General features: G+C 63.8%; 1 protein-coding gene and 1 pseudogene. Both read left to right on the top strand.

The window, feature by feature from the left end; translation table 11 throughout:
* A pseudogene (locus EN781_RS31180) lies at positions 1-224 on the top strand (HlyD family secretion protein); the annotation flags it as partial.
* 331 nt (positions 225-555) lie between these two features.
* Positions 556-2088 carry a DHA2 family efflux MFS transporter permease subunit gene (locus EN781_RS31175; RefSeq protein ID WP_126055129.1) on the top strand — a complete coding sequence of 511 codons (1533 nt, stop codon included), beginning with the start codon at positions 556-558 and terminating at the stop codon, positions 2086-2088.
* Positions 2089-2185: the final 97 nt, after the last annotated feature.

The following is a 2185-nucleotide window of genomic DNA, read 5'->3' as shown; positions in this document are numbered from 1 at the left end:
GCGCCGGCACCGGGGCGGAGTTCTCGCTGCTGCCGGCGCAGAACGCCACCGGCAACTGGGTCAAGGTCACCCAGCGTATTCCGGTGCGCCTGGAACTGACCGATCCTGACGCAAAAATGGCGCTGCGCACCGGCATGAGCGCCACCGTCACCGTCGACACAGGCGTTGCGCGCGGCCTGCCGAAGATCTTCGGCCACGCCACGGCCGGCGAGGCGGCTGAGTAAAAGACGATCCCGGGCGCCTTGGCGGCCGGTTGAACAATGCCGGAAGCCCCCCGGACCGGCGGTGGATGTGAATGGCAGGGGCCGTGGGAGGAGTGGGAAGGAGAGGTTGGAGCCGGCCGGCGTTGCGGCTTGATCGAAACCTCCGATCCTTCGGCATGGGATCCTTCGGTCCTCAGGTTTCCGGGCGGCGGCGCCCGTACAAACGAGACGCTCGGTCGATGTAACCCCCACATCGATAGTCGCGTCCCACCGCGATGAGGGTCTCTCCAAGGCCTCGCCGCCCGGAAACCTTCGTGTACACGTTTTTGTTACCTGCTGGAAGATTGGCATCATGAGCAGCCCAGAGCCCTTTCGAGACGTGCCGCACCGCGGCCTGATCACGGTCGCGCTCATGCTGGCGACGGTCATGCAGGCGCTCGACACCACCATCGCCAACGTCGCGCTGCCGACCATGACCGGCGATCTCGGCGCCTCGCCGGACAACATCAACTGGGTGCTGACCTCCTACATCGTCGCCGCCGCGATCATGACGCCGGTCACCGGCTGGCTGGCCGACCGCCTCGGCCGCAAGGAACTGTTCCTGACGGCCGTCGTCGGCTTCACCATCTTCTCCATGCTGTGCGGCCTGGCGTGGAGCCTCGAGACCATCGTCCTGTTCCGGTTGATGCAAGGCGTGTTCGGTGCCGCGATCGTACCGCTGTCGCAGACCTTCCTGCTCGACATCAACCCGAAGGAGCGCCACGGCCAGGCGATGGCGATCTGGGGCGCGGGCATCATGCTGGGGCCGATCCTGGGCCCGACGCTGGGCGGCTGGCTGACCGAGAATTTCAACTGGCGCTGGGTGTTCTTCATCAACCTGCCGGTCGGCATCCTCGCCTTCCTTGGCATGGCCGCCTATCTGCCGGCCGTTGCCCGGCGGGTGCGCAGCTTCGATTTCTTCGGCTTCGCCATGATATCGCTCGGCGTCGGCGCATTGCAGCTGATGCTGGATCGCGGCGGCGAGGTCGACTGGTTTTCCTCGGTCGAGATCTGGATCGAGCTCGGCCTGGCCATCACCGGCTTCTGGGTGTTCACCATCCACACAGTGACGGCCGAGCACCCGTTCATCGATCCCAAGATCTTCCTCGACCGCAATTTCGTGACCGGCCTGGCGTTCATCTTCGTCATGGGCGTGCTCATCCTGGCCTCGATGTCGCTGCTGCCCCCGATGCTGTCGACCATCTTCGGTTATCCCACCATGACCATCGGCGTCGTCATCGGTCCCCGCGGCGTAGGCACGATGATTTCGATGCTCGTCGTCGGGCGGCTCATGAGCAAGATCGACGCCCGCATCCTCGTCGTCATCGGCTTCCTTTTGACCGCGCAATCGCTCTACACCATGTCCAGCTTCTCGCCGCAGATGGATAACTGGCTCATCCTCAGTTCCGGCGTCATCCAGGGGCTGGGCATGGGAATGGTGTTCGTGCCGCTGTCGACGGTCGCCTTCGCCACGCTCGACGCGCGCTACCGCACCGATGCCACCGCGCTGTTCAGCCTGGTGCGCAATCTCGGCTCCTCGATCGGCGTGTCGGTGGTGACGGTCCTGATGGTGCGCAACACCCAGATCAACCACACCGAGCTTTCGGCCTTCATCAACCCGTTCAACCCAAATCTCTGGGCCGCTTCGCCGGCGGCGGCGAGCGGCGATCCGACGGCGCTGTCGCAGATCGATCGGCTGGTCAACATCCAGGCGATGATGATCTCCTACGTCAACGATTTCAAAATCCTGATGGTGATGACGCTGCTTGCCATTCCGTTCGTCTTCCTGCTGCGCAAGCCGAAGGCGGCGCCGGCGGGCGGCGCGTCAGCAGCGCATATGGACTGACGTTTGCTGACGCAATTCCAGGAAAAGTGTGAAACGGTTTTCCGTCCGGAATTGCGTACAAACAAATAGTCAGACGAGTTCAGCGGTTCTACCAGAC

This window comes from Mesorhizobium sp. M4A.F.Ca.ET.090.04.2.1, from assembly GCF_003999085.1.
In the GTDB taxonomy this organism is placed as follows: domain Bacteria; phylum Pseudomonadota; class Alphaproteobacteria; order Rhizobiales; family Rhizobiaceae; genus Mesorhizobium.
This window is presented reverse-complemented; position numbering and strand designations above follow the sequence as displayed.